General features: G+C 63.3%; 19 protein-coding genes. 12 read left to right on the forward strand and 7 right to left on the reverse strand.

Going from position 1 to position 25,911, the window contains the following annotated elements; translation table 11 throughout:
• The 6 genes from JQ573_RS08815 (at position 1) to JQ573_RS08840 (ending at position 5,717) form a co-directional block, all read left to right on the forward strand.
• The gene (locus tag JQ573_RS08815) at positions 1–732 is read left to right on the forward strand and encodes an ABC transporter ATP-binding protein (protein ID WP_212310826.1); all 732 of its coding nucleotides are present in this window, start codon (positions 1–3) and stop codon (positions 730–732) included.
• The gene (locus tag JQ573_RS08820; protein WP_173642024.1) at positions 719–1,417 is read left to right on the forward strand and encodes an ABC transporter ATP-binding protein; all 699 of its coding nucleotides are present in this window, start codon (positions 719–721) and stop codon (positions 1,415–1,417) included. The genes JQ573_RS08815 and JQ573_RS08820 overlap by 14 nt, the downstream gene beginning before the upstream one ends.
• A 16-nt stretch (positions 1,418–1,433) precedes the next feature.
• Entirely contained in the window at positions 1,434–2,300 is an 867-nt protein-coding gene (locus JQ573_RS08825; protein WP_212310825.1) for a branched-chain amino acid ABC transporter permease, read from the forward strand.
• A gap of 26 nt (positions 2,301–2,326) precedes the next feature.
• Positions 2,327–3,325, forward strand: a complete 999-nt coding sequence (locus JQ573_RS08830) for a branched-chain amino acid ABC transporter permease (protein WP_249131269.1) — start codon at positions 2,327–2,329, stop codon at positions 3,323–3,325.
• A gap of 65 nt (positions 3,326–3,390) precedes the next feature.
• Complete coding sequence (locus JQ573_RS08835; protein WP_212310823.1) at positions 3,391–5,403, forward strand: tyramine oxidase; 2,013 nt, start codon at positions 3,391–3,393, stop codon at positions 5,401–5,403.
• Complete coding sequence (locus JQ573_RS08840) at positions 5,400–5,717, forward strand: hypothetical protein (protein ID WP_212310822.1); 318 nt, start codon at positions 5,400–5,402, stop codon at positions 5,715–5,717. Before JQ573_RS08835 ends, JQ573_RS08840 begins: the two co-directional genes overlap by 4 nt.
• Here the strand turns inward: JQ573_RS08840 and JQ573_RS08845 are convergent.
• The 3 genes from JQ573_RS08845 to JQ573_RS08855 all read right to left on the reverse strand — a co-directional run bounded on the left by JQ573_RS08845 (position 5,703) and on the right by JQ573_RS08855 (position 9,099).
• Positions 5,703–7,055 (reverse strand): aminotransferase class III-fold pyridoxal phosphate-dependent enzyme, encoded by a 1,353-nt coding sequence (locus JQ573_RS08845; RefSeq protein ID WP_212310821.1) that lies wholly within the window; start codon positions 7,053–7,055, stop codon positions 5,703–5,705. The genes JQ573_RS08840 and JQ573_RS08845 overlap by 15 nt on opposite strands.
• A 119-nt stretch (positions 7,056–7,174) precedes the next feature.
• Complete coding sequence (locus JQ573_RS08850; RefSeq protein ID WP_212310820.1) at positions 7,175–7,840, reverse strand: HAD family hydrolase; 666 nt, start codon at positions 7,838–7,840, stop codon at positions 7,175–7,177.
• Positions 7,837–9,099, reverse strand: a complete 1,263-nt coding sequence (locus tag JQ573_RS08855; protein ID WP_212310819.1) for a Tm-1-like ATP-binding domain-containing protein — start codon at positions 9,097–9,099, stop codon at positions 7,837–7,839. The genes JQ573_RS08850 and JQ573_RS08855 overlap by 4 nt, the downstream gene beginning before the upstream one ends.
• A 218-nt stretch (positions 9,100–9,317) precedes the next feature.
• On the opposite strand from JQ573_RS08855, the gene JQ573_RS08860 reads away from it, so the two are divergent.
• From JQ573_RS08860 to JQ573_RS08875, 4 genes are read left to right on the forward strand one after another with little or no spacing between them, the layout of a single operon-like run.
• Positions 9,318–10,802 carry an aldehyde dehydrogenase gene (locus tag JQ573_RS08860; protein ID WP_212310818.1) on the forward strand — a complete coding sequence of 495 codons (1,485 nt, stop codon included), beginning with the start codon at positions 9,318–9,320 and terminating at the stop codon, positions 10,800–10,802.
• Positions 10,799–12,187, forward strand: coding sequence for a transaminase (locus JQ573_RS08865; RefSeq protein WP_212310817.1), 1,389 nt, complete (start codon positions 10,799–10,801; stop codon positions 12,185–12,187). The genes JQ573_RS08860 and JQ573_RS08865 overlap by 4 nt, the downstream gene beginning before the upstream one ends.
• The gene (locus tag JQ573_RS08870; protein WP_212310816.1) at positions 12,187–12,984 is read left to right on the forward strand and encodes an SDR family oxidoreductase; all 798 of its coding nucleotides are present in this window, start codon (positions 12,187–12,189) and stop codon (positions 12,982–12,984) included. The genes JQ573_RS08865 and JQ573_RS08870 overlap by 1 nt, the downstream gene beginning before the upstream one ends.
• Positions 12,985–13,037: 53 nt before the next feature.
• Entirely contained in the window at positions 13,038–13,808 is a 771-nt protein-coding gene (locus JQ573_RS08875; RefSeq protein WP_212310815.1) for an SDR family NAD(P)-dependent oxidoreductase, read from the forward strand.
• Positions 13,809–13,948: 140 nt separating this feature from the next.
• Here JQ573_RS08875 and JQ573_RS08880 read toward each other — a convergent pair whose 3' ends face one another.
• From JQ573_RS08880 to JQ573_RS40750, 4 genes are all read right to left on the reverse strand, one after another.
• Entirely contained in the window at positions 13,949–14,497 is a 549-nt protein-coding gene (locus tag JQ573_RS08880; protein WP_249131270.1) for an NYN domain-containing protein, read from the reverse strand.
• A 1,543-nt stretch (positions 14,498–16,040) separates the two neighbouring features.
• Positions 16,041–17,447, reverse strand: coding sequence for a hypothetical protein (locus JQ573_RS08885; protein ID WP_212310814.1), 1,407 nt, complete (start codon positions 17,445–17,447; stop codon positions 16,041–16,043).
• Between the two features lie 11 nt (positions 17,448–17,458).
• Positions 17,459–18,544: a glycosyltransferase gene (locus JQ573_RS08890; protein WP_212310813.1), complete on the reverse strand. Its 1,086-nt coding sequence runs from the start codon at positions 18,542–18,544 to the stop codon at positions 17,459–17,461.
• A 51-nt stretch (positions 18,545–18,595) separates the two neighbouring features.
• Positions 18,596–22,903: an FkbM family methyltransferase gene (locus tag JQ573_RS40750; protein ID WP_212310812.1), complete on the reverse strand. Its 4,308-nt coding sequence runs from the start codon at positions 22,901–22,903 to the stop codon at positions 18,596–18,598.
• A gap of 487 nt (positions 22,904–23,390) precedes the next feature.
• On the opposite strand from JQ573_RS40750, the gene JQ573_RS08900 reads away from it, so the two are divergent.
• Positions 23,391–23,744, forward strand: coding sequence for a hypothetical protein (locus JQ573_RS08900; protein WP_212310811.1), 354 nt, complete (start codon positions 23,391–23,393; stop codon positions 23,742–23,744).
• Between the two features lie 26 nt (positions 23,745–23,770).
• Positions 23,771–25,911: DUF4347 domain-containing protein (locus JQ573_RS08905; RefSeq protein WP_249131271.1), on the forward strand; the 2,141-nt coding region annotated here is incomplete at its 3' end.

Raw genomic sequence — 25,911 nt, forward strand, 5'->3', positions numbered from 1 at the left:
ATGGAACCGCTTCTGCGCGTCAGCGGGCTGTCGAAGCGTTTCGGCGAGATCGTGGTCGCCGACAACGTCAACTTCGAGCTGGCGCGCGGCGAATGCCTCGGCGTGATCGGCCCGAACGGCGCCGGCAAGAGCTCGCTGTTGAACCTGATCGTCGGCCTGCTCACGGCCGACGGCGGCTCGATCATGCTCGACGACAAGGAGATATCGGGCCTGCCGCCGCATCGCCGGGCGCGGATGGGGCTCGGGCGCGCGTTCCAGATCCCGCAGCCGTTCCCGCATCTGTCAGTCTACGAGAACGCGCTGGTCGCCGCGTCCTACGGCGCGGGGCTCTATGGCGAGGCGGCGTCCGATTGGACGATGGAGGTGTTGCAGCGCACCGGGCTCGACGCCAAGGCGGACAAGCTCGCGGGCGCCTTGCCGCTGATCGATCGCAAGCGGCTGGAATTCGCCAAGGCGCTGGCCTCGAAGCCCAAACTGATCCTGCTCGACGAGATCGCGGCCGGGCTGACCGAGCCCGAGGTCGAGCGTCTCGTTGCCATCATCAAGTCGGTGAAGGCAGATCACGCCATGATCTGGATCGAGCACATTCCGCACGCTTTGCGCGCGGTCTCGGATCGGATCCTGGTGCTCGATTTCGGCCGCAAGGTGCTGGAGGGGCCGCCGGCCGAGGTGATGGACAGCGCCGTGGTGCGCGAGATCTACATGGGATTGAAGGCCGATGGCGTTGCTTGATGTGAACGGCTTGCAGATCTTCTACGGCGATCTGCAAGCCGTGTTCGACATGAATTTCACCGTCGCGGACGGCGAGGCGGTGGCGCTGGTCGGTGCCAACGGCGCCGGCAAGTCGACCTTCCTGAAGGCGCTGGTCGGGCTCAACGAGGAGCGGCGAGGGGCGGTGCATTTCGACGGCATCGACATCTCGCAGATGCCGGCCGAGCAGGTGTCGCGGCTCGGGCTCATCATGGTGCCCGAGGGGCGCTTGCTGTTCGATTCACTGACCATCGAGGAAAACCTGCTGATGGGCAGCGTCAACCGTCGCAAGGGCAGCTGGACGCTGCGGCGGGTGTTCGACCTGTTCCCGATTCTGGAAGAGCGACGGCGGATGTTTCCGGGCCAGCTCTCCGGCGGCCAGCAGCAGATGGCGGCGATCGGCCGCGCACTGATGTCGAACCCGCGGCTGTTGCTGTGCGACGAGATCTCGCTCGGGCTCGCGCCCGTCGTGGTCGAGCAGATCTATCGCTCCTTTGCCGACATTCGCCGCGAGGGCACCGCCGTCGTGCTGGTCGAGCAGGACGTCAAGCGCGCGCTCGCAACCTCCGAACGAATCTACTGTCTGTTGAAGGGGCGGGTGTCGCTGACCGGCCCGGCGCAAGGGTTGCAGCCGGAGCAGTTGACACACGCCTATTTCGGTAACTAGCCAGGATTGGCACGATATGATCTGGGTTGAGACATTGATCAACGGGGCCCTGCTGGGCGGGCTCTATGGCCTGCTCGGCATCGGGCTCGCTCTGGTGTTCGGCGTGATGCGCGTCGTCAACATCGCACACGGCGAATTCATGGTGCTGAGCGCGTTCTGCGCCGTGCTGCTTTCCAACCTGTTTCCGCAGGTCTCGCCGCTCTTGATGCTGATCCCGGTGATCGCGCTGTCGTTTGCGGTCGGCTGGCTCTATCAGGCGGCTATCGTCAACCGGGTCGTGACGTCGCCCGATCCGCTCTCGCCATTGCTGCTCACCTTCGGCGTCTCCGTGATCCTGCGTAACGTCATGGTCGAGATATTCGGTGCCGACGTGCGCAGCCTCCAGGTCGGCGAGCTGTCGCGTGCCAGCCTCGAGATCGCCGGCCTCAACATCGGCATCATGCCGCTGCTCACGCTGGTGCTGGCCGCACTGCTGTTCATGGCGCTGCAGCTCGTGCTGCGCCATACCGAGTTCGGCCGGATCGTGCGCGCCACCGCCGACCGCCGCGACATCGTCCGGCTGTCCGGGGTCAAGCCGGATCGGGTCTACAACTATGTCATGGGCCTGTCGCTCGCGCTCGGCGCGCTCGGCGGCGTGCTGCTCGCGGTGCGGTCGAGCTTCACGCCGTTCTCGGGCGCCGAGCGGCTGCTGATCGCCTTCGAGGTCGTGGTGCTCGGCGGGCTCGCCTCGTTCTGGGGCGCGCTGCTCGGGGGCATCGCGCTCGGCATGGCGCAATTGATCGGGTTGAAGATCGATCCGAACGCGGGGCTGCTCTACGCGCACCTCCTATTCTTCATCATGCTGTTGATCCGCCCGTCGGGTCTCGTGTCGAGCAGGGTATGACGCAGATGCCGACACGGACAATTCTTATGGCCTGCGCCATCGTGCTGGTCGCGATCATCGCCGGCGCACCCTTCGTGCTGAATGAGGGCATCCTGCGGCTCGCGACCGAATGCCTGCTGCTGCTCACGATGGCGCAGATGTGGAACCTGCTGGCGGGCTACGCCGGGCTGGTGTCGCTCGGCCATCAGGTCTTCATCGCCTTCGGCGCCTATGCGCTGTTCCTGACGTCCGGCTGGCTCGAGGTGACCCCGATCTGGGTGCTGCCGGTGGCGCCGCTGGTGGCCGCGGCCGTCGCGGCGATCATCGCCTTTCCGCTGTTTCGTTTGCGCGACGCTTATTTCTCGATTGCGATGTGGGTGTTCGCCGAGATCATCGGTGCCTTCACGATGAAATCGCAGGCCGTCGGCGGCACCTCGGGCGTGCCGCTCGCCACCAGCAAGCTGATCGATTTCGACTGGTTCGAGCCGACCATGTTCTGGCTCGCGGGCGGCCTGACGCTGATCACGATCGCGGCGCTGTACAAGATGATGACCTCAAGCTTCGGGCTCGGGTTGATGAGCGTGCGCGACAATGATCTCGCCGCGATGAGCGTCGGTGTCGACGTACGCCATAATCGTTTCATCGCCTTCGTGCTCTCCGCGGCGGGATGCGGGCTTGCGGGTGCGTTGAGCTTCATGGGCAATCTGTTCATCGCGCCGCTGGCGGCCTTCGACGTCAACTGGTCCGTCTACATGATGTTCATCGTGATCATCGGCGGTATCGGAACGCTGGAGGGCCCGATTCTCGGCGTCACCATCTTCTTCGGCCTGCGCGAGCTGATGACCGGGCCGCTCGGACTATCCGGCGGCTGGTATCTGGTCGGGCTCGGCATCATTGCGGTCGTTGTGATGATTGTGGCGCCGCGCGGCATCTGGCCGGCCTTGCGCGATCGGCTCGGCGTGCGGCTGCTCGACGTCCACCGTGCCGCGCCACGGCCGGCCGCGGCCACCATCCTGCCGGGCGCGTCGGAACGGGTTACCGGATGAGGCGGGCCTTCACGCCGTCATCATTGCTTGTATTCTGACAGTTCTGGTTTTGAGTGGAGGGCGTGATGGCTCTGGTATTCCGGGGATGCGGATCGGCATTGGCCGGCCTGGTTGCGATGACGATGGCGGCGCTGCTGCCGGCGCAGGCCGAGCGCAGGATGTGGCCGCAGGCGGCCGCCACGCACCCGATGGATGGGCTGACAACGGACGAAATCCGTTCGGTCTCCGAAATCCTCCGCGGCGCCGGCAAGCTCGACGATGCGGCGCGGGTCGTCTCCATGACGGTCGACGAGGATCCCAAGGACGAGGTGCGGGCGTGGAAGCCCGGACAACCCTTCGCGCGGCGGGCGAATGCGACGCTGCTGAGCGGCGGACATCTCTACGAGGCGCATATCGATCTCGCCGCGCGCAGCCTGCTTGGCTGGGATGAGATCAGGGATCATGAGGCCGCGCTAACCATCGACGAGCTGATGTCGGCTGGTGATCTGCCGAAGCAGGACCCGCGCTGGATCGCCGCGATGGCCAAGCGCGGTATCACCGACTTCCGCAACGTCATGTGCCTGCCGCTGACGGTGGGGCCGGTGAGCGACCCGGCCCTGAAGGGCCGCCGCCTGCTCAACGTGCCCTGCGTCGACACGACCGGCGCCGCCAACAATCTCTGGGGCAAGCCGATCGAGAACCTGGTCGCCCAGGTCGATCTCAAGAGCAGGACGGTGCTGTCGGTGACCGATCTCGGCGTGCTGCCGCCGCCGGCGCAGACGCCCTCGCATGCCTACGCCGACTCCGGAAAATACCGCAAGCCGCCGAAGCCGATCGAGATCACCGCGCCCGAGGGCAGCAATGTGAAGGTGGAGGGCGGCCAGGTCCACTGGGACAATTGGTCGTTCCATGTCCGTCTCGAGCCGCGCGTCGGCGCGGTGCTGTCGTTGATCCGCTACGACGACCACGGCACGTTCCGCGACATCGCCTATCAGATTTCGGCGAGCGAGATGTTCGTGCCCTATATGGATCCGGCGCCGACCTGGTCGTTCCGCGCCTATATGGATATCGGCGAATACGGTTTTGGCGTGCTCTCCAGCGAATTGCAGCGCGGCATCGATTGCCCCGAAGGCGCGCATTTCCTCGATCTGACGATCTCGGACACCAAGGGCATGCCGGTCGTCTCCAAGGGCGCGGTCTGCATCTTCGAGCGCCCGACCGGCGATCCGATCTGGCGCCACAGCGAGCTCATCAACAACACCGCCGAGGTGCGGCCGAACAATGAGCTGGTGGTGCGGATGGCGCCGGTGGTCGGCAATTACGACTATCTGGTGGACTACGTGTTCGACCGCGCCGGCAACATCGACGTGCGGCTCGGCGCCTACGGCATCGATGCGACCAAGGGCGTGGCGAGCCGGACCTTGAGCGACCCGACGGCAAAGCAGGATACGGCCTACGGGACGCTGGTCGACGAGCGGCTGCTGGCCGTCAATCACGATCACTACATGACGTTCCGGATCGACATGGACGTCGACGGTACCTCGAACCGGCTGGTCGAGGATCGCTTCAGCGTCCGCCGGCTGGATGAGGGCCAGCGCAAGAGCCTCTGGCAGGTCGACACCAGGCCGGTCGCGAACGAAGGGCCGATCACGACGCCGCTGAGCGCGGCGCAGTTCAGGATCGAAAGTACCGGCAAGACCAACAGCCGCGGCTATCGCACCAGCTATCAGCTGACGCCCGGACATTCCGACGTCTCGTTGCTCGCCAAGGACGATCCGATCCAGCTCCGCGCCGGCTTCAGCGCCTACACGCTGTGGACCTCGGCCTACGCCAAGGACGAGAGATATGCCGCAGGCATGTACCCGAACGAGAATCCTGAGGTCGATGGCTTGCCGAAATGGACCGCCGCGAAACGGCCGATCGAGGATCGCGACCTCGTGCTGTGGTACACGGTCGGCTTCCGCCACGTACCGCGCGCCGAGGATTGGCCGGTCATGCCCGGCCTTTGGCATGGCTTCCGGCTCCGTCCGTTCAACTTCTTCGATCGCAATCCCGCGCTCGACGTGCCGCCGATGGTGAATGCCAGGGACACTAAATGAGTGGTGGCGTGCATCGCACGGGAGCAGTTGTCGGCGCGCTGCTGGCGTTGTTGGCGGCGCAGCCGGTCGCGTGGGGTGCGGCGGCCGAAAGCGGGGCCGACGATGCGTCCTTGCTCTATCTGAGCAGCGGCGACTGGCAGCGCCAATCCGCGCCGCGCAAGGTCGCACTCGCGGCCGACTTCATGCGGATCTTCTGCACCGACCAGAGAATGTCGGCGGCATCGCTCGCCGATTGCCTCGACCGCGACAAGGGGGATGGCACGCTGTTCGAGCGCGCCATGGCCTGTGTCAGTGCGCTGTCAGCCGGCCGCTGAGAGGCCGGCGTCGATCCCTTCGGCGATCGCCTTCACATCCAATGCGGTGAGGATCAGGGGCGGGGACAGAATGAGGTTGTTGCCCGAGACGCGCAGCATCACGCCGGCCTCGTAGGCGGCATCGGCCACCTTCGCCATGGTCTTCTTGTCGGCGGGCTTCTTGCTGTCGCGATCGGCGACGAGCTCGAGCGCGGCCATCAGGCCCTTACCCCTGACGTCGCCGACCAGCGGATGCTTCGCCTCGAGCGCGGCCAGCGCCTGCGCAAGGTCCTTGCCGCGCGCGGCGGCATTCTCGTCGAGCTTAAGGCGGCGGGTCTCGGCGAGCGCCGCAATACCAGCGGCGCAGCCGACCGGATGGCCCGAATACGTGTAGCCATGGCCGATCGAACCGAACGTGGTCGTGTCAGTCTCGAAGGTTTCCGCGACCTGCTCGCCGATCAGCGTCGCGCCGAGCGGGAAATAGCCCGAGGTGATCGCCTTGGCCATCGTCATCATGTCAGGCTTCACGCCCCACAGACGCGAACCCGACCACGCACCGGTGCGTCCGAAACCGGTGACCACCTCGTCCGCGATCATCAGGATGCCGTGTCGGTCGCAGATCTCGCGCGCCAGCTTCATGAAGCTGTCCGGCGGCACGATCACGCCGCCGGCCCCTAACACCGGCTCCATGATGAAGGCCGCGATGGTATCGGCGCCCTGGAACGAGATCTCCTCCTCCATCGCCGCCGCGCAAAGCTGGGCGAGTTTGGCGGGATCGGTCTCGTTGAAGGGATTGCGATAGGTCGACGGCGCCGGGATATGGAATACGCCGGGCAGCATCGGCTCATAGTTGCGGCGGAAATTGGCGTTGCCGTTGACCGACGCGCCGCCGAAATGGGTGCCGTGATAGCCCTTCTTCAGTGCCAGGAACTTGGTGCGGTCGGCCTGGCTCTTGATCTTCCAGTATTGCCGCGCAAGCCGCAGCGCGGTCTCGACCGAGTCCGATCCGCCCGACGTGAAGAAGGCGCGAACCATGCCTTCCGGCTTGAACCATTCGGTGAGCTCGTAGGCGAGCTCGATCGAGGGACCGCTCGAGGTGCCGCGGAAGCCGGAATAATACGGCAGCGCGCTGAGCTGGTCTGCGATCGCCTGCTTGATCGGATCGCAGCTGTAGCCGAGGTTGACGTTCCACAGGCCGCCGACCGCATCGATCACGGTGTTGCCGTCGATGTCGGTGACGTGGACGCCTTCGCCCTTCATCACGATCCGCGGCGGCTGCGCCCGCATCTCGGCAGGATGGGCCATCGGGTGCCAGATCGGCTTGGCGTTGTTCTCAACCAGGAAGTTTCTGTCGCGCATGATCGCTCTCTGTCCCGCTGGAGCCTTTCCGTTCTTGATGGAATCGGAACGAGGCTCCAGATTCTAGTTTTGACGCGTTTTCTTCATGCGAACCGGTACCCACTTCGCTCGAAAACGCTTTAGTCGAATTGCAACCCGAAATGCCGCAGCGCCTCGCTGTAGGACGCCGCTGGGCTGCGCACGTCAAACAGCACCGTGCGCATGTTGCACGCGGCGGCGCCCACGATGTTGCGACGCTGGTCGTCGACGAAGACGCAATCTTCTGCTTCCAGCGCCAGTTCGTCCAGCACGCTTTGATAGGCGCGAGGATCGGGTTTCAGGATCCCGGTATGGGTCGCGTCGACGATGATGTCGAAGCGCTTGAGGATGGAGAGGCGGGTGCGGAACTCCGCACCATAGAACAAGTCGAGCTCGTTTGAGAGGATCGCAAGCCGGAACCCGGCGTCGGCGGCGAGAGCGATCGCGCGCACCGCCTCGGGGCGGATCACGGTGTCGGGATCGGCGCCGCGCGCGCGCTTCACGAAGGTTTTCATGTCGCGCCAGTCCTCGCCGACCATGCGTCCGACCTCGCGGCTGCGGGTCAGCCAGTAGTCGCGTTCGGAAATCTCGCCGCGCTGCATTGCAGCCCAAAGCGGATCGCTATCGGGAGCGAATGGTCCGAGCCATTTCAGCGTGCACGGTGCGAGCCCGAGCGCGCGCTCGGTCAGGTCATGGGTCTCGAACAGGGTCTTCGAGATGACGCCGCCGAAGTCGAGCACCAGCGCCTGGGCGAGCGGCCTCGTCATGCGGCAGCCGTCGCGCGGCCGGGGCGGACAATACCGGCTGCGACCCACCGGTCGAAGATGCCGAGCACGGTTTCATTGAACGCCGCGCTGTTGATGTGATCCTTGATCTCGTGCAGCTCGACCGGCGGCCGGACCGCCGACCGCATCGCGTCGACGAAGGCGGCGAGGGCGTCGGGGTCGTGCAAAGCCTCGCCTTCGCGGTCCCATTGCTGGATACCGCCGGCGGGCAGCACGAAGGCGACGGGCGCGCTGGCGCCGGCCAGCTTCTCCGCAATCGCGTGTGCGATCCGGCGGCGATCGGTGGCTCCCGAAGTCGCCGACGCGAGCAGCCGGTTGTGGGCGTGGAACGGCCGATCCGACAGTTCGTTCGGAATCCCAAGCCATGCCGGGAAGTCGACCATGTCGACCGCCCCGGGGGCGACGATTTGCGGAATGCCGGCTCTGCCCGCATTCTCCAGCCGGTCGGTGCCAGAATTGACCACCGAGCCGGTGAGCTGATTGGCGACCTCCTGCAGGCTGAGGTCCAGCACCGCGGCAAAGCCGCCCTGGGCTGCGATCGACTCCATGGCACGGCCACCCATGCCTGTGGTGTGGAAGACGACCACTTCATAGCCGCGCTGCTCGAGCTGCGGCTTGAGCTCAACCATGTAGCGCAGGCAGCTCTTGCCGAGCGAGGTGATCGCAACAACCGGCCGGTCCTGGCTCGGCTTGATTGCGCTCTTTGCCGCGCCGACGATCGCGCCGCAGGCTTGCGACAGCACGGCGGTGCAGGTGCCGTTGAGCCCATAGAGGCCGCCGGCCCACAGGATCATCATCAGATCGGCAGCGACGCGCTCGGGCGGGATCAGATGCGAGAAGGCGACGGTCGAGACGATCAACTTCGGCAGGCCGAGCGGCAGCGCCTGCGCGACGTCGAGCGCGAGGTCGGTTCCCATCGTGCCGCCGATCGCGATCACGCCGTCGATAGCATCGCGCGCCGCAAGCTCGCGCGCCAGATTTGCAGCGCCAACGGCCATGAGGGACATCGCGGAGTTTTCGTCGCCGCTCGATGCAATCGCCGCGATCGTGGTCTGCGCAGCGGAGGCCACCGCGTGCTTGTCATGTGCGGGTTGATACGGCGGATCGCCGAGCACGCTGATGTCCATCATGATCGTGCTGCCGCCGGCGCGCGCGATGCACGCGCTCATGAACAGCAGTTCGTCGGCCTTGGTGTCTCCAGTGCCGATCAGAAGAATACGGGGCTGCGTGATCTCGGGCATGACCTTCGGCTCGCCGGCGGCGTGAGGGATGTGGACAAGGTGGTTTGCACCCAGCGGGCAGGGCGTTCGGCCATCGTGCGATCACGCTATGAGGGCGCTGGCCGCGGCGACATCCACCTATCGGTTGATTGCTGCCAAAGCCTTGATTTGGCGAGGATTGCGCCATGCCAGCGGTCTCCGGTCGGGAGCCGCTTTTGTCACCGTCACAATGATCCCGCATGCAGCAAGCCCAGATCGATCTGTTACGCTCGGCCGCCATTCCGGCCCAGCAGCTCTTCATCGGCGGCCGGCCGGCGCAGACGGTTGGCGGGGCACGGCTCGATGTGGTGTCGCCGATCGACGGCCGGGTGCTGACGACCATTGCAGACGGCGATGCGGCCGATGTCGACCTTGCGGTGAAGCGGGCGCGGCAGGCCTTCGAGCAGGGAAGCTGGTCGCGCGCGGCACCTGCGCAGCGCAAGAAAGTGCTGCTGCGGTTCGCCGATCTGATCGAGCAGCACGCGCTCGAGATCGCGGTGCTCGGTGTGCGCGACAACGGCACCGAGATCGGCATGGCCTACAAGGCCGAACCGCTGTCGGCGGCCGGCACCGTCAGGTACTACGCCGAGGCGATCGACAAGGTGTATGGCGAGATCGCGCCGACCTCAGGTGACGTGCTCGGGCTCGTGCATCGCGAACCGCTCGGCGTCGTCGGCGTGATCGTGCCGTGGAATTTCCCGCTGATGATCGGGGCGTGGAAGATCGGTCCGGCGCTCGCCGCGGGAAATTCGGTCGTGGTCAAGCCGCCGGAGCTGGCGTCGCTCACGCTGCTGCGGCTTGCCGAGCTTGCGACCGAGGCAGGCCTGCCGGACGGCGTGCTCAACGTCGTCACCGGCCGCGGCGCATCGGCCGGCGAGGCGCTCGCGCTGCATATGGATGTCGATGTGCTCGCCTTCACCGGCTCGGGCGCGGTCGGCCGGCGGCTGCTGGAATGCTCGGCGCGGTCGAACCTGAAGCGGGTTCATCTCGAGCTGGGCGGCAAGTCGCCCAATATCGTCTTCGCGGATGTGCCCGACATCAAGCATGCGGCCAAGGTGTCCGCGAATGGCATCTTCAGGAATTCGGGCCAGGTCTGCGTGGCGGGCTCGCGGCTGCTGGTGCAGTCCGCGATCTATGACCGCTTCATGGATGCGCTGCTTGACGCCACCGCAAAGCTCAGGGTCGGTGATCCCCTCGATCTGACGTCGGATATCGGCGCCATCTCGAGCCAGGTGCAGTTGCGGAAGAACCTGAATGCGGTTGCCCGCGCGGAAGCGCAAGGTGCGAAGCGGCTGATCGGCGGAGAGCAGATCCGCGTCGAGAGCGGCGGCAACTTCATGGCGCCCGCGATCCTCACCGAGGTGACGCCATCGATGGAGGTCTGGCGCGAGGAGGTGTTCGGCCCGGTGTTGGCGGTCACGCGGTTCGACGGCGAGGAGGATGCCACAGCCCTCGCCAACGCGACGCCCTATGGACTTGCATCGGCGGTGTGGACCGGAAGTCTGTCGACGGCGCATCGCATGGTGCGCGCCATCAGGGCCGGCGTCGTGCACGTCAACGCCTATGGCGGCGCCGATATTACGGTGCCGCTCGGCGGCTTCAGGCAATCCGGCTTCGGACGCGACAAGTCGCTCCATGCCCTCGACGCCTATACCGACCTCAAGACCGCCTGGATCGCGCTATGACATCAGCTACTACTGAGCGCGCAGGCGTTCTGAACCGCTTGCTCGATGCCGAGCAGGAACGTTTCCGGGCGCTGCATCCGCGCTCGGCGGCGGCCTGGCAGCACGGCAGGCAGCACTACCTCTATGGCGGCCCGTCGCACTGGATGCGGCGCTGGGCCGGCGGCTTTCCGATCTATGCCGATGAGGCGCACGGCGCGCATATCCGGGACATCGACGGCCGCGACTATATCGATTTCTGCCTCGGTGACACCGGCGGCATGTGTGGCCACGCGCCGGAGGCGGTGACGGAAGCCGCGCTGCATCAGCTCAAGCGTGGCGCGACCATGATGCTGCCGACGGAGGACAGCCTCTGGGTCGGCGCCGAGTTGTCGCGTCGCTTCGGCCCGAAATACTGGACGCTGATGACGTCGGCGACCGACGCCAACCGCGCCGCGATCCGCATCTCGCGCATGATCACCGGCCGGCGCAAGGTGCTGGTGTTCTCCGGCTGCTACCACGGCGGCGTCGAGGAGGCGCATGTAGAGATCCGCGACGGCTGCGTCGGCCTGCGCAACATGATCCATCCCAACGGCATCGATCATGATGCCGTGAGCCGGGTGGTCGAATTCAACGATGTCGTGGCACTCGAGGCGGCACTGGCGCAGGGCGATGTCGCCTGCGTGCTGACCGAGCCGCTGATGACGAATTTCGGCATGATCCCGGTCGACCCTGGTTTCCACCAGGCGTTGCGCGACCTGACCCGCCGCGCCGGTACCGTGCTCATCATCGACGAGACCCATACGCTGTCGTGCGGGCCGGGCGGCTACACGGAAAGTCACGGGCTCGAGCCCGACATCTTCGTCGCCGGCAAGGCCATCGCGGGCGGTATCCCCGCTGGCGTATTCGGTCTCAGCCAGGACATCGCCGAGCGGCTCTGGAAGCTCGTCCCCCACGTCAATCCGCGCGAGCGGCAGTCCGCACATCTTGGTTTCGGCGGCACGCTCGCCGGCAATGCGCTGACGGTCGCCACCATGCGCGCGGTGCTGGAGAAGGTCCTGACCTCAGCGAATTACGAGCGGATGATCGGAACCGCGACCTGGCTCGCGCAGGAGGCGCGCCGGCTGATCGAGGCGGCCGGGCTGCCCTGGCACGTCACCCAGATCGGCGCGCGTGCCGAGATCATGTTCATGCCACGACCGCCGCGCAGCGGTGCCGACGTCATTGCCGGCCGGCAACCCGATCTCGAGACCTTGCTGCATGCGTTCTACATGAACGAGGGCATTCTGGTGACGCCGTTCCACACCATGCTGCTGATGTGTCCGGCGACCTCGGGGCGGGACGTGGACAAGCACACAACGGTGTTGGCGCAGTTCATCGATCTGCTGCGCGGCGCGGGAGCAATCTGATGCAGGCGCTTCCGTTCAATCTCGACGGCCGGGTCGCCATCATCACCGGCGGCGGCCGCGGGATCGGTGCGGCCATTGTCGGGCGCCTTGCGCAGGCGGGTGCCACCGTGGTGATCGCCAACCGGACGCTCGATGTGGCCGAGGCACTGGCGCAAGAACTCGCTGACGACGGACGAGCCGCGCATTGCGTGCCGTTTGACAGGCTCGATCGCAGCAGCTTGCGTGCGATGATTGACGATGTCGCCGCCAAGTTCGGCCGGCTCGATATCGTCGTGCACAATGCCGGCGGTTGTCCGTGGGCCTCGCTTGACGAGCTCGACGAAGCCAAGCTTGACGAGACGCTGGCGCTGAACCTCAACGCCGGCATCTGGCTCGCACAGGCTGCAATTCCGCATATGCGCGCCAACCGGTTCGGACGCATTCTCGTGACATCCTCGGTCTCGGCGCGCGTCGCGATAGGCGGCGGCGCGCATTACTCGGCGGCGAAGGCCGGTGTGAACGCGTTCATCCGCGGCGCCGCCTTCGAGCTTGCGCGCGACGGCATCACGGTCAACGGCGTCGAAGCCGGCTTCATCGAGAAGCCGGGCCGCGGCACCATGAGCGCGCCGGAGACCAAGGCGAAACTCGAGCGCTTCATCCCGATGGGGCACATGGGGAGCGCGGACGACATCGCCTGCGCGATGCTCTATCTCGCCTCCACTGAGGCCAAATATGTCACCGGGCAGACCATCGTCGTCGACGGCGGCTCGACGCTGCCGGAGACCGGATTTGCCGTCGAACGGCAGTGGGGGCTCTAGATGAGCATGATCCTTTCGGAAGACCGGTTTCCATTTTTCCGGATCATGCCCTGATGCCGCGGCTGGACGGAAAGACCGCGCTGGTGACAGGCGCAGCCACGGGGATCGGCCGGGCCACGGCTTCACTGCTCGCATTGAGCGGCGCGCGCGTCGTGCTGTTCGGCCTCGGTGAGGCTGAGTTGCAAGCAGCCGCGGCGGAGTGCGGCGGGCAGGCGGTCCATGGCGACGTCACGCGTCCGGACGACATTGCCAACGCCGTCGCCGCCTGCGGCGCGTGGCTCGATATCGTCGTCAACGCCGCCGGCCTGATCGTGCCGGATCGGCCCGCCAGCATCTCCGACGAGGTCTGGGCCAGGACGCTCGATGTCAACCTCACGGGGACCATGCGGGTCTGCCGGGCATCCCTGCCGCTGCTCCAGCAGCGTGGCGGCGCGATCGTCAACATCGCCTCGGTTGCCGCGTTCAATGCCAGCCCGGACAGCGCAAGCTACGCCGCCAGCAAGGCGGCCGTCGTCGCCTATACGCGTTCGCTGGCCTACGCCCACGGCGCCGACGGCATTCGCGCCAACGCCGTGGCGCCCGGCTGGGTGCGGACGCCGATGAGCGCCTATGAAATGCAGCTGCTCGCGGACCAGAATGGCACCACGCCCGACGCCGAGTTTCGCGGCGTCGAACGGCGGATCGCACTCGGACGGATGGCCGAGCCCGCCGAGATCGCGGCATGCTGCCTGTTCCTCGCTTCCGACGAGGCGTCCTTCGTGACCGGAGCGGTGCTGGTCGCCGACGGCGGCGGCCGCTCGCCGACGCAAAACCGCGCCGTGTAGGGCCTCGTTTCGAAGCAATCGGAACGTGGCACGAGAAGCGGCCGCGGCAATGACGACTGACTTGTTCAAACGCCCTGAATCGTGCCGCGCTCGCCTCTCCAGCCGATCTCCGCCGGCGACGTGGGCAGGCGGCCGCAACGTCACTCCGGCGCGATCGGGTGCGCTGGACGCTCGATCGATGACCTGAGGCTCTCGAGTTCAACGAAGGCATCGGCGTGTCTGCGAAGCTCATCGGCGATCATCGGAGGCTTCGTTCGGATGCTGGAAACGACGGTGACACGCACGCCCATCCGCCTGACAGCGTCGACAACGGCTCGCAGGTCACCATCGCCGGAGAACACGAACGCATGGTCGATGCGGTGCGCGATCTCCATTGCGTCGACCGCGAGGTCGATGCCGATGCTGCGCTTCATTCGCCGCCGTCCCTCGCCGTCGTCGTGCTGCTTGGCGGCCTTTCTCCTCACTGCATATCCGTTGTAATCGAGCCAATCCACCAGCGGCCGAAGGCTGCTGAATTCGTCGTCGTCCCTCACGACCGTGTAGAAATAAGCACGGACGATTTGCCCATGCTTGCCGAACTCCGAGAGCAATCGCCGGAAGTCGACTTCAAAGCCGAGGTTCTTGACCGTCGTGTGCAGATTCGCACCATCGATGAAAAGTGCAATACGATCGGTCATCTGAAGCCCCATGACGCCGGATCAGTCGCCTTCTTGCTTTTCGTTCTAAGAATTTCTTGAGCGCATCGCGGCGCCACCTAATGTCTTCGCTTAAATCACTCATCCTAAGGCAAGGACTCGGTCGGGAAAAAGCACAAATTGAGCGACGCGATCACCAGGCTGATCGTGCGCTTATTGATAAAGGTGCCTAGCCACGCGGAGTCCGAGTGCAGACGGACCAGTGCACGTTGAACAGTGATGCTGGCCGGCCCCCCGACGTACACACACGTTCAGCTAACAAGAGAATTGCCCGCTATGGCGCTTTGATGGCATCGGTTGCAATGACCGGGTGTACTTATCTCCAATTCGGATGTCCGTCGGCCCTCGGAACAACAACCCTCGCTTCGTCGGCGAAAGCGTCCGTAGGCAACAATGCGGCGCAGCGGTCGTAACGGGTCGTCGCGCACAGGGTTACGTGACCAACGAAATTACATCGAAAATTCAATCCAGAGTACCGCCGCGTTTTGCTGCTGGCGCGTTATTTCGAGATACTACTTTTTTGCAATGCGGGCTTTGTCGATACCAACTGGCCACATGAAAGCGAATGAATTTGCTGCCCTTAACTGTGCATGGCTTGCTCGTACCAGCGAGCGCTTGCGGACCTCTCTAGCGCTCGCCGATAGCGAGCGGGTCGTGGTCGACCAATCGCCCAATGTTGAGGATCAGTGGGATTTCTTGCTACCTGTGGATACGACATCTTCGACGACGCAGATCTCTTATCAGCTGAGACCCTGGTTTCGTCAGGCGCTGTGACGCTGCCCCCGCAAAACGCCGATGAATCGACTTTGACCGATCGCTCAGTTTGGCCACGCGGTGGGCGGAAGCCAGCATTGACATCCCGACATTGGGGCCGGCCGGCAGCTCCACGGGCAGGGTGTTGGCCGGACTTTCGGGATGCTTGCTCGGCCGCCGGGTGGCGCGACTTGGTCGAAGCGAGCGCGATGTCTCGTCGTTCTCCCGCTCTGCTTCCTGCTGTTGCGGGGGTAGCCCGCCCGACCATCGACAAGGAGGCGCAGCCGAGCGCGGTCAACCTGGCGCCAGTCAGCCCGAACGGCGCGCTCGCGGATTGCCGCAGTGCCTTTCCGGATCAGATCGCACAGGCGTAGGCGAGGGCGTCCTGCGTGATCAAGGCGACGGAGCTCGTACGGCCGCAGTTGCCGTTTCCCGGATTGCTCGATCGGGAGAATGCCCTGCGCAAGGTACTGGCCGGGCAGGTCTAGGCCAGGACAATGTCCCCGCTCGAGCGAAACGTGCAGATCCAGAAGCTTCATTCGCAGCTCCTCGATGAAGAGCGCAGCAGGCAATCGGCAGCGCCGGCCGACGCGAGCAGGCCGTCGCTGGCGGTCGCGCAGTGGCGACAATCGAACCCGGAGAGTTGCGGGCGGCTCGGAGGGGATTCTGCGATCTGCTTCTGACACGGCGCGAAGTCCCGATGGCCCTCGCTTCGTAGACCGAGCGGTCGATCGCCATCAACATTGTGCGATTGAGGAGCGCCCCAAACGGCAGGGCTGGGCGTTCACATTCTTCGACCCTCAATCAGGTCAACCCAATCTTGTATCGAGAATTGCCAATCGAACTTTCTTGCGGCCTCTTGGATCGAGTGGCACTTCTCGACGTAGGCTGAGGGGTTCTCTTTGTAGAACTTCAGGGTCGCAGCGGTGAAAGACACAAACCTGTCGGCTTGAACGGGTGCAAGGATGCCCCCGCCCTGACAGGCTTTCTGCGGGAAATGACCGACTGGCGTTCCGATGACCAGGCGGCCTGCCGCTGCTCCCTCCATGACCGGTAACTGTGCAGCTTCGCTGATCGAGCTTGTTATAATGGCGCCGACAGACCGGTAGAACTCCGGCATGTCATGAAATGATGTTTGCTTCGCTGTCGAGCCGGCGACTTTGAACGGTAGCCCGGCGGCAGCCGCGGCCGATTGAGCGAGCGCTCCTCTCTTCCATTCGACACCGTAAGTCTTTGTCGCCATGGAAGTTGCATAGCCGACCGCGTCCAAATGCTGAGCTATTGGGGAGTAGAATGTACCGTAGTCGATGCCGAGAGAGGCGACCATGGGTGGCCTGGAAATGCCACTCATCATGGAAGCGCAATAAACATAGTCGCTGACAACGGCATAGTTGGAGAATTTTTCAAAAGCCTCGATGCCCTTCCGTTCGATGAGCATGCGGATGTCGAATTCGTGGTGAGACACCGCAATGATCCGCTCGTACGGCACCTTGTAGGTATCAACCAGGACACTGACCCCGTCCAGGGCAGTTATGAAACAGTCATAGTACGACTGAAGGGCGTCGAGATGTTGCGCGTGGTTCTGCTGCCAATTAAGAATGTCTACGATGTAGCCCTTCTTGTACAAATTCTTGCTCAGGTCGTAGTAGACCCGTCCATGTGACCAGGCCGGATAGCCAAAGGCCAATAGCTTTGCCCTCAGTGGTCTCACACCGGTCCGAGCCCGGATCGCGGGATGAACGATGTACTCCTGAATGTCTCTAACCGCGTATCCTTCAGACCTGTAGTCCGTCTCGGGATATCCGCCGTGTGCCAGGTCCGCGGAGATCAGAAACAACTCCCAAGTGCTGCAGGTCTTGGCAAAGCCGAAGTTGCCGTCGGGATAGGCAGAGAGAAAGGCGTTGCCCAGCTTCAGGCAGAACAGCCCGCGCTCCAGAGCGATCAGTTCCAGCGGTGCAGCTGCGCTGCTCTCGTCCAGGATCGGCTTCAGCCCGTCTCGACCAAACCCAAAGTCTTCCGCCTTCCCGGCGCCCGGCGTATAGCGCGCGCGACATTGATGGCTTGTCGACTGCTGGGGCACCAATAGGACCAGATTGTCAGGCACATGATCGATTGGACCGTGCCGAAGCGTTCTCGTCGCCGGGTCGAGATAGACGATTGTGCCAAACGACGTGAATAATCCGGCCTGCAAGCAATCGGGACTCACGATGGCGACCCCGCCATTATTTCGCTTCGTCTCTTTACAAAGAACTCCAGATTATTGATCAGCCGCTGATTGTGAGGGTCCAGTTCGAGGGCGGCACGTCCCCATGCGACGGCCTGGTCCATCGCGTTGAGATGCCAGGCGGCAATCGCGCCAAGATCGTGCAGTCGAAACCCCCAGCTATGCTCATCATCGAGATAGCTCCCGGTCCGGCGGGTCTTTCCGATGCCGTTTGCACAGGCCCAGAAGAGATTATGCCAATCTGCCTGGCTATGAAGATGTTCGGCCAAATCCAACCAGATCTCGCGCCGGTGTGGGGCTTCCAGTCGCGCTCTTTCGAGCCAGTTGATCTTCCTGGCCGGGTCAGTCCGTGCGAGGTAGCGCATCGCCTCCGCCCGTTCCTCGCTCCACGTACTTGTTGGCAGCTCCAAATACCGTGAAAGCAGTGCAGTCGCCTCATCGCTTCTGTTCGCCCACATATAGTCCCGGCCGAGCCAGAAGCAGATCTGCGAATCGTCGGGATCCTCTCGATGAGCGACTTCCATCAGCGGCAGATATTGCTGCCGGGTATCTTTCGAATGATCCTGCACCTCGCACATCACGATATCGAGGCACTCCGTGGTGACTTCTGCTCCGGAGTATGAGAGAGCTTCATGGACCGGACGCTTGAACCGATATCCCCAACGATGATGAAAATTCTTCGTCGGCCAGCCGCGCAAGATCGCTGGATCGCCGGGATGTGCCCGGTAGACCGTGCGGCAGAACAGGGCCGTCGTATCGGCTGACCACGCAGCCTCGAGCCTCTCCCGCCATCCCGGCTCGAGATAGCGATCCATATCCATGGAACAGCAGACATCGACATCGGATGGAATGAGCGCCATTGCAGCGTTCCGCGCGACATCAAAACGCCAGGGACGGACCGAAATCGTGTGAACGATGACGCCTGCACGTTGCAAACGCTCTACCGTGTCGTCACTGCTACCCGTGTCCGCCACAATCCGATAGTCGGCATCCAAGGCAGAGTGCGCCCAGCGCTCGGCATGCGCGGCCTCGTTCAATGCAATCGTGTAGACTGCGACTTTCAATCGGGCTCCTCAGCGAACGCCAAAGTGAAGCGGGCTTTTCTGGTCGTCGGTTCAACGTGCACTTATCAAGCCGGATCCACCCCGCTTGCGGATGGCAACCAGCCCTCCCATCAACTTGGCCCTGGCCAACTCATAATGACTTTCGAAAAAGAGAATATCCACGAACTGGTGGGCGATGCGGGCCACGCCAAAAGGATCCAGCGAGCGGGCTTCGTTGTGCTGCTTTATCTCGCGCAGCAGAGTCTTCGTGAGCGTAATCTTGGCCGGGTCCTCACCGGGCGGCTGCCAGTCCAGATCCTCGATGAAGTACCATCCACCATCGGCCAACAGGGGAAAGAGTTCGACCAACGATTGCTGTTCGTCGAGCGAGGCATGGCTGCCGTCATCGATGATGACGTCAAACGAGCCTGGTTCGAGCCGCGCAGCCAGATCACGCAGCTGTCCCCGGTCCGACTGATCGCAAACATGCGACGTGAACCCACTGTTGTTGAGTGCTGAGAAGTCGGTGAGATCGACGCCGGTAACATGGCAGAATGGAAAATAGCTTTGCCAAAGCGCGACCGACGGTACGTCGCTTTGATTTCCTTCCGCAAGCCCTCTGCAAAGGCCGATCTCCATGAGCCGTCGCAACGAAAATCGTCTGCTTGACAGCAAGCGCTGGTAGATCCGCGCATAGCTGTGCCGGTTGCCGGTGTGGCGGTTCTTGTCGGTATTGAACTGGTCTGCCAGATCCGCGAATGTGGGTGGGCCATCCTCGGATTTCGTGAGCATCGCGATCAAAGAGTTGGGATCCTCCGAACGGGTCTGATTGCGGGCTGTCCATAGATGCAGCCCGAACACGCGGTTATCGTTGAGGTAGTTGGCGAGCTCGCTGGCCGGCCGCTGAAAGGCATTAACCTCGGTCCAATCGATCGAGTTGAAGAGGACTGGACTGAAGACGCTCGCACGCAATTCCTGGCCTTCGGATGATGCGATATAGTCGGACAGCAGTTTGGGCCCGATGTCGCCAAACATGATCGGTTCTTTACTGTACAAGCAGTCGACCGAACGCTCGTACAGGGTACGCAAGTGGCGGCTGAATGGCTTGGCATAGATCACATTGCCGCAAACGAAGTGCCGGCGATGTCCGCCGCGCCATTGCAGGTTGAAGAAGTAGTCGCCGACGAACGGGAATGGCTTTAGCAGTATAACGTCGGAGTCCATCCAAAGACCGCCATGCTCGTAAAGCAGGGCGTATCGGAATATGTCGCTGAAGAATCGCACTTCCGACCGAGCAGCCGCTCGATCGAACAGCGCCTTGGGCACAACATCCGACGCGTTCCGAATGTCGATCCCTCGCGCCGCAAGGAACGCGAACTTATCAGGCGAATAAGTCCAGATGCGAACCGCATGCCCGACGGCGCGCATTGACGATGTCGCGGCCATCAGCGTTCGGTGCTGATCCGACATTGGCTCGTAGAACAGATTGATTTGCGGCAACGGCCCGGATTCGTCTCCGAGCAGGGGGGCAATCCGGTCATCGAAGGCTTTAGTCGAGCTGAGACGTCCTTCGGTGGAATCAGCGAGGCGGAGGAATGGGGCGAGGCTCTCGAAGAAAGTTTCGGTTGATTGTGCCTCTGCGGCGTCATTCGTCGCGACCGGGAGCGGGGCAATCAGGTAATTCTGGATCCCGTCATAGCGTTGGTATTGTCCGACGGTATGGTATCCGTATTGAGCACACCAGTTTTCGAAGGCAGCGCCCGCGGAATCCCATATCTCGATGAAGATGGTCGGACGCCAACGTTTGATCGTTTCGCGCAGTCCATCGAGTATCTCGAACTCCATTCCCTCAGCGTCGAGCTTGATGAGTTCTATCGGTTCATCAAGCAGTACGGAGTCGCCGGGAATTGCATCGGCCTCGCCGAGCGGATCGGCGAAGAAGCGGGTGTGGCCGAGATTGTCAGGGTCGGGCGTTTCCTTGCGGAATCTGCCGCATCTCGCACCGAGCGCGGTGCCGAGATTGCTCATGTCTATGTTTCGGCAGCCATTCATGCTGCAGTTTATCTTGAGAATCGATACGGCGACATCATTGGGCTCGAAGACGATGATCTTTGGAGCGTTCGTGAACTTCGACATGTATATCGCGTGATTGCCGACGTTTGCTCCAATGTCGACGAATGCCCCGGTTCCTCGGTAGTGACTCGCAATGAGTCCAAGCTCCTCGCTCTCGTAGAACTGTCCTTGCTGGTGAAACTTCATCACCGCGTCTGACGGGTTGGTCACGAAGAATCGGACCGGCTGCCCCTTTACAACGGACTCGACGACGGAGCCGAGCGGGAGGGATGGGCGGCGCCCGGTCCGGCCGTCCCAAATCTCGTTGGTGCGCTCCAGCATGCGACGGACGTCGTAAGCCTCGATCGTGGCGATCCACGATTCAGAGTCCGCAACGCTGTAGGATACAAGCAGCCGCTGCTGATCCGGATGCCAGGCTAGCCCGGCCGCAAATTCCACGCCCTTTCGATTGAAATAGAACGGGCGGCTGACTGCCACCATCCGGTTCGAATTGTTGAACCAGACGAACCGGTGGTAGTAGAAGCGTCTTCGTTCGGCCGGGCGCCACTGCACCTCGTGGATGACAGCAAGCCAACCGTCGTCGAATGGAACCAGTTGCGTGCCGCCGCGAAAGCGCGTCGCTGAAATGCGGGGAGGGTGCTCCTGAAGCGTTTTGCCTTCGGCGTTTACGACGCGGGTCGGGTCGCAAAGATACAGAAAGTTTAGGTCGCCATCCGCGACCTGAGGCATCCAGTTCTTTTCATCTCGTTTTGGGCCTTCGGGCTCAAGCTTTCGCCATTCAACCAGACGATAGTGCCTGCTCTCGTCCTGCTGCAGCCGTGCCAGCACCTGTTCGCACCAGCCCTCGGGCGTGAGCTCTCGCACGCAGGCGATGCTCCATAGGGCGTCGCGCCAGGCGAACAATCGCATGTCTTCGAAGCCTTGAACCCCCGGAAAGGCAGGTGGCGGCATGTCGCTGGGAGGCAGAATTTCGGTGCTGGAACGGACCGAGAGATCGTCGCCAAGATGAAGAAGGAAGTTGCGCGTCTTGATCGGTTCGCCATCGGAGGTCCGATACTCGAGCCCGTCTTCCGTCATGGCGTAATTGACCGCCCTCTGAGCGACAAGAATCTGGTCCCCCAATCGCGTCACCGACGGATTGAGCGGGACATAGCCGTCGGGCGCGGAAAAGTCGATCCGCTTCGGCGCGAACGAGGGCAGGACGACGTTCGCTGGCTGTACATAGAAATGCAGGTTTGACCACGCCAGTTCGCGCGGCCCGTCGGCAACGTCCCGGTTGAGCGCGAGATAGTTGCACGCTGCAAAGCCGCGGTTCCTTCGCTCCATGTCGCCGGCGTAGTTCGCTGCGATCGAATACTCCTCAAGCAGTCCGGTTTTGTAGACATGGTCCTCCACAAACAGGATGTCCGACCTGGGATATCCGATTGTCAGCCCGAACTCCGCGAACAGCGCCGCCGTGTGGTTCTGCCCTCTTTCCCGGTGAAACCTCGAGAGGTCGTAAAGCGGCTCCGCCCGCTGTGACCGTTCATTGAACGCCTGGAGAGCTTTGCTGACAAATCCGGCGTCGTCACCCATGCCGCGCAGGCAGCGCGCCTGTTGCAGGCGCGCCATCCAGGCTTCTTCGTCCCAGCCGCCCATGTCGGCGCGCCTGGCATATGCATCTGCGGCCTCAGTGAGACGGCCGGCGTCGCGAAGGGATTGCGCGAGGTAGAACCAGTAACGGGTATTCCTTGGGTCGCTCTCGAGCGCCGCCTTCAGGAGACGGATGTCGCGCTCGAATTTGTCGACGCGATTGGATCCGCTGGCATGGTCGATATACGACACACCGCTGAGCTCTTCCACGCCGCCCGGCACGTCGAGGTATTCGTGAGTGACGCCGTGGTAGCGTGCGTCGGCGTCACGCCGAACCAGGCGTGTGTTGGAGTAGCTGAGGCCGCCTGATGTCATCTGCCGCAGGCGATAGCCAGGGCCGGTCAGCTTCCCGCGGAAATCCGCGTCCTCGACGACCAGCTCCATGTCTGCGTCGTCGAACAGGAGATAGTCGTAATCAAGCGGCGATGCGTAGGCATGATCGAGCGCCGCGTTGCGAGCCTGTTCGAAATTGTGAAACGGGAAACTGTGCAACTCGCCGGGAATCTTTCGTTCGGCGAAGAAGCGCTTGATGAAATCCTGCGTGCCGTCGGTCGAACCCGTATCCCCGATCACCCAGCAACTGATATGAGCCGCGACAGAACTAAGACAGCGCTCCAGATTTGCGGTCTCGTTCTTGACGATCATATTGAGGCAAAGGCGCTTGGCGTCTGACACTGCGCAAACTCTATGATTTGTGGCAATCCCGGCGTCAGACCGGAGAAATGTGCCGCTCCGATCGAGACGGATCAGCGATCTTCATCCGCGTCCTCGATATCTTTACATTAATCCAAATTCGCTGAATAAGGAGAGCAAAGGTCCTTTACGGTGAATCGCGCCGGCCGGCGAGGCGGTCCCGTATTCTTGCGGAGTGCGATCGCGCACGCGTTAATTAAAAATCCCTTGCGGCCTCTGTTCTAATCAGCTTTAAAAGAGTGCTTTCTGGGAGGCTCGCCTTTCGGGGTAGTTTTTTTATTTCGATAGTTTTGAATTCTTATTGAGATTGAGACCACCGCAGTTGCCGGTGCTTCTTGGACGCATGTGTTTTTCACACTGACGATTTCACTCCAGCACTTGGGGCTGGGGAGATCGCAGGCAGCGTATTGAGTATCGTATGTCAGATGATTGCGTAAGTAAGCCGAAGGTCTCCCCGAAGCAAGGGCCAGTGAGGCCGCCGATCACGGCGGCCGGCATCGAGTCATACGCCGGCGTGCTCTCAGCGATGGGCTTCCACGAAATTCTGGTGACCGGGAACTTGCCGCGCGGGCCGACCACCCAGAACGTCACGTATTTCATCGTCGACCGCAATACGAAGGCGATCGTATCGCAGCTCACGCTTCCCGATGCATCGAACCAGTTCAACGGCGTCGAGATCCGTCTCAAGGTTGCGCGCCTGTCCAGCGCTTATGACATCGGAATTTTTCAATCGAACGGTGAATTCAAGCCGGCAGAATTTCTTTCAGTTCGAAGTGATTTAGAGACTCCACCGTCGGGTGGAGCAAGCGGACGCGCCGCCTGAGCTTTTTTGCCAGGCGGCCTTTTTTATTGATTTCCGGGCCGAGCGCTCAAGCGCGCGGCCCAACAATTGTTTTTGGCGAAAGGACCTGGCCGATGCGCGGCAAGTCTGAATTTCTTTTTGTCGATTCATTTGTTCCGGATCTCGGCACGCTGCTGCAGAATCTGCGGCCCGAAGTCCAGGCTTTCGTGCTCGATCATCGCCGGTCTGCGGCGCAGCAGATGGCCGAAGCGCTCGAGGGGATCGAAGGCCTCGATGCGGTTCACATCGTTGCGCATGGCGCGCCTGGGCGGGTTTGCTTTAGCAGTGGTGAGTGGACGGTTGAAACGGTTGCGCGCGACGCGCCCGAACTTGCAGCGCTCGGTCGTGCGCTATCCACCGATGGCGATCTGAGGCTTTGGAGTTGCGAGACAGGGGCGGGACCTGTCGGCGCAGCATTCGTGCAGGCACTTTCGGACGCGAGCGACAGCTATGTTTCGGCTGCGTCCGGGTTGGTGGGTGCCGCGGCGTTCGGTGGTCGATGGGACTTGCCGGTGTCGTCAAGTGCCGAACTCGCGCCGCCTCTCACTGAAGCCGGAGCGGCGGTTTATGCGGGCCTGTTGAGCCTTGAGGTCACGCTCACCGGTTCGCTCGACACAACAGCCAATATTTCAAGCAGTTTTGCCGTTCAGTACTATGTCACGACTTCGACTGGGATAATCGTAGCCAGCTTTTCGTTACCCTCGAACAACGCAAGCCCGTTTACATCTGTTCAATTGATCATCGACGTTCCTTCGAGTGGAACGTACACGATCACCGCAATTCGTCCGGACAGCAGTAACAACAACCAGTCGGGTAATACCGTTATTGCCGCGGGGTCCTTTACCGTTCCCGCCTCAGGCGCCGGGACGGTAAGCGGCGCAGACACGACGAACAACGACGGCGTGTTTCAGCTAACGGCAGCTTCATCGGCGAGCAATACTGGTCCGACGGGTGCCACGGGCGCGACAGGCTCAACCGGCGCCACGGGTGCGACCGGCGCCACCGGCGCGACGGGTGCGACAGGATCAACCGGCGCCACGGGTGCGACCGGCGCCACCGGCACGACGGGTGCAACAGGATCAACCGGCGCCACAGGTGCGACCGGCGCCACGGGCACGACGGGCGCAACAGGATCAACCGGCGCCACAGGTGCGACCGGAGCCACCGGCGCGACGGGCGCGACAGGATCAACCGGCGCCACGGGTGCGACCGGAGCCACCGGCGCGACGGGCGCGACAGGATCAACCGGCGCCACGGGTGCGGCAGGCTCAACCGGTGCAACGGGTGATACCGGCGCAACCGGCGCGATAGGATCAACTGGCGCTACGGGCGCGACCGGAGCCACGGGCGCGACTGGCGCAACCGGAGCCACAGGTGCAACCGGAGCAACCGGCGCAACGGGTGACACCGGCGCAACCGGAGCTACAGGATCGACCGGTGCCACAGGCGCAACGGGTGATACCGGCGCAACCGGTGCGACAGGATCGACTGGAGCCACGGGCGCGACTGGTGACACCGGCGCAACCGGCGCCACAGGTGCGACTGGCGCCACGGGTGCAACGGGTGACACCGGCGCAACCGGAGCCACGGGATCGACGGGAGCCACGGGAGCAACGGGTGACACCGGCGCCACAGGAGCCACAGGATCGACCGGCGCCACGGGTGCGACGGGTGATACCGGCGCAACCGGAGCCACGGGTTCGACGGGAGCCACGGGCGACACCGGCGCCACCGGATCGACCGGCGCCACGGGCGCGACGGGTGACACCGGCGCAACCGGAGCCACAGGATCGACCGGTGCCACAGGTGCGACGGGCGACACCGGCGCAACCGGAGCTACAGGTTCGACCGGCGCAACGGGCGCAACGGGTGATACCGGCGCAACCGGTGCGACAGGATCGACTGGAGCCACGGGCGCGACGGGTGACACCGGCGCAACCGGCGCCACAGGTGCGACTGGCGCCACGGGTGCAACGGGTGACACCGGCGCAACCGGAGCCACGGGTTCGACGGGAGCCACGGGCGCGACGGGCGACACCGGCGCCACCGGATCGACCGGCGCCACGGGCGCGACGGGTGACACCGGCGCAACCGGAGCCACAGGATCGACCGGTGCCACAGGTGCGACGGGCGACACCGGCGCAACCGG

It is taken from the genome of Bradyrhizobium sp. AUGA SZCCT0105 (genome assembly GCF_018129565.1).
Classification (GTDB): Bacteria; Pseudomonadota; Alphaproteobacteria; order Rhizobiales; family Xanthobacteraceae; genus Bradyrhizobium.